Source organism: Microcystis sp. M53598_WE2, from assembly GCF_030067735.1.
GTDB classification, from domain to species: domain Bacteria; phylum Cyanobacteriota; class Cyanobacteriia; order Cyanobacteriales; family Microcystaceae; genus Microcystis; species Microcystis aeruginosa.
Window position 1 is genome coordinate 1 of the sequence record NZ_JASJFE010000047.1, and the last position, 2,170, is coordinate 2,170.

The 2,170-nt window shown below is 42.9% G+C and carries 2 protein-coding genes; both read right to left on the reverse strand.

The window, feature by feature from the left end; all coding sequences use genetic code 11:
• Positions 1-342: 342 nt before the first annotated feature.
• Positions 343-1,683: an aromatic ring-hydroxylating dioxygenase subunit alpha gene (locus PX636_RS01070; protein ID WP_288115953.1), complete on the reverse strand. Its 1,341-nt coding sequence runs from the start codon at positions 1,681-1,683 to the stop codon at positions 343-345.
• 126 nt (positions 1,684-1,809) lie between these two features.
• On the reverse strand, positions 1,810-2,170 hold a 361-nt coding region (locus PX636_RS01075; protein WP_288115954.1), incomplete at its 5' end, for a DUF1361 domain-containing protein.

Genomic DNA, 2,170 nt, shown 5'->3' on the forward strand with positions numbered 1-2,170 from the left:
AAACTGATTATTTATTCCCCCTTTTGCATGACTGCCTCTCCTGATATGTAGCCTATACTCAACGGATGGCCGTATTACTTCCGCTTTTATCACTCAATCCAAGCTTTTGGGGGGTTCTACCCCCCAAACCCCCCGTTGGGGGCGTGGCGCCGCCCCCAAACCCCCCGCGCATTAGCTTTTCGGTGGGATGCTTACAGGCAGCTGCTGATACATTTGTCATCATTTAAGAGTCATACTAAATCTGGTTATTAAAAACTGATTATTTATTCACCCTTTTGCATTAGTGCCTGCTGCCTTTTACCTGTCCTGATATGTAGCCTATACTCAACGGATTTAGTATTATTACTGTAGTTTGGTATGGGCTTTTTTCTCATAGGTGCGTTCAAATTTTCTGCGGGTGTAATTGGCAGCGATCGCTATTGCTAAAGCCAAAATTGCGAAAATAAGGGTAGTAATTTGATAGATAGACTGATTTGGGGATAAAATTGCCAGTAAAGCTAATAATATCCCCATTAAAATTGCGATTTGTTTAGTTTTTACCATTTTTTCATGGGCAGTGCTACAGGTGCGACAGTGGACAGTGTGACGAGAATAGCGATCGAGGGGTAAAGGATCGGATAAATCGATCGCCGTTGTCCGCTGGCTGGTGTAGCCTTGATAGTAGGGGAAAGAGTCCCCATAGCGATCGAACCATTGACGTAACTCAATCACCAAGGCATCGGAACTTTTTAAGGGTAAGTATAATTTTTGTAAACTATCTCTTGACTTTTCCACCATTTGCTGCTGACTTTGAATTAAAGGTAGATCATCTTCGAGGATGCGACTTTGACGCAGATGTTCCAACCAGCGCCAACGGTATTGACGGGAGTTAACGGCAAAATTTTGGTAACGTCGCATCAGTAAGCGAGAACGACCTTGACCCAGAGAAATCCCGTATAAAGCCAATCCAGCACACCAATCGGGATTAGGCAGAGAAAAACGATAATGAACGAGATTAGGGGCTATAAAATCCAGATATTTCCAGCTTTCCTGCGGATTGCGGCTATTGCGCCACTGACTGCGAATTCCCCGCACCGAGATTTCGAGGATTTGGAAGGCTAACGGTTGAGCATTTTCCCGTTTTGCCCCGAATTCGCTGCGATCATGGCTAATATTAACATGGGCGGGATCGAGGAGATTTTCGAGTAAATAGCCCTGTTCGTAGGGAAAATCGATGACATAATCGGTATGGACACAATTGGGGTCTTCTAGGTCTTTGATGATAGGAATATCGCTTTCTTTCGCTGTTTCCTCTTCTCCTAACCAAACCCAGAGGACTCCCTGACGTTCCACCACCCCATAGGATTTAACCTTGGCATTGCGGGGAATCGGGGTATTGACTGGCAGTTGGGGAATATGGGAACATTTTCCATCCGTCTCGAACTGCCAACCATGGTATAAACATTCTAAACGCCCAGCGATCATCTGTCCTGTGGAGAGTTTCGCCAAGCGGTGGGGACAGCGATCGAGCAAACAGCCCCATTTTCCCTGCTGATCGCGAAATATTAGCAATGGTTGCCCATAAAGAGAGAAAGAGTAGGGATTTTTTTGCCAATCCTGCACAAATAACACAGGATACCAACAATTTTGGTAGTGAAAATAGTCATCCCTAGGCAGGGGTTGAGATTGATCAGTGCTTGTCATGGGGATGAGAGAGAAAAAATATTGATCATGATCATAATATCGGTGCGGCCAATTGATCTCTGTTTTTCTACTATCTTTTAATCAATCCGAAAGGGACTAGGAGAGGGTCGAAATTCCCGATAGGCGTTAATTGTAGCCAGAAAGTCGATTGTAAAGTCTTTTATTGATTTCGTATAGTACCCAAATAATTAAAAAACAGACAGAGATGAATATCAAAGGTTTTTGAGTCAGTAAATTCTGCAAACTCCAGAATAGTTGCTGCGGTTGAGTGACTAGATACCAACTATTCAGCCGGAGAAAACGCCCTAGATAAATACCGATCGCACTTAAAAAATGGAGAGTTATTTCTAGGGGTAAAACTGCTGATTTTAGCTGACTTTGCTGACAATAACTTTTTAAATTAAGTAAGGAGATAACGTATAGCTGAAAGCCAATAAAAATAAAGATACTATACTGGGGAATTAAAACTAAAAAAAATAAACTTTTG